Below are 662 nucleotides of genomic sequence, written 5' to 3'. Positions count from 1 at the left end.
TCTCGTTAATACCTACATTATAAGGTACATATCCCAATTTATTGTAATATTCATGTCCTAATCGTCCGGTAGAGCCAACGTTCGGATGTACTGCATTCGCTCCGTGTTTCACGGCTTCCCACAATGTCTCGATATCGTATCCTTTCAATCCTTTCAGGTAGGCATCGGCAACGACGGAAGCGGAGTTGTTTCCAACCATGCAACCTCTGTGTCCCGGACTTGCCCATTCCGGCAGGAATCCGCTTTCTTTATAAGTGTTCACCAATCCTTCCTGCATCTTTGTGTTCATGGATGGATACATCAGGTTAAGGAATGGGAACAGACAACGGAACGTATCCCAGAAACCGGTATCGGTAAACATATATCCCGGAAGTACTTCACCATTATAAGGACTGTAGTGCATCACATCTCCTTTAGCATCTATCTCGTAGAAACTTCTGGGAAATAATACTGAACGATACAGACAAGAGTAGAAGGTACGCAAATGATCGATATCATCATCTTTCACTTCAATACGTCCTAAAACATCGTTCCATACCTTGCGGCCTTTCGCTGCAATCTGTTCAATGTTGTCCGTACCCAGCTCTTTCAAGTTCAGTTCCGCCTGTTCAGGGCTGATAAAAGAGGAAGCTACACGCACATTACCCTGTTCGCCCTTGAGG

1 protein-coding gene is annotated in these 662 nt (G+C 44.9%); it reads right to left on the bottom strand.

What is annotated here, in order from left to right:
* Positions 1-662, bottom strand: a 662-nt coding sequence (locus AB5935_RS24040) for a glycoside hydrolase domain-containing protein (RefSeq protein ID WP_410525544.1), incomplete at both ends; no start/stop codon positions are given.

Origin of the sequence: Phocaeicola sp. RTP21198st1_B8_RTP21198_201120, assembly GCF_040929485.1 — a bacterium.
In the GTDB taxonomy this organism is placed as follows: Bacteria; Bacteroidota; Bacteroidia; order Bacteroidales; family Bacteroidaceae; genus Phocaeicola; species Phocaeicola dorei.
The sequence above is the reverse complement of the archived record's forward strand: the minus strand, read 5'-3'. Positions and strand labels throughout refer to the sequence as shown.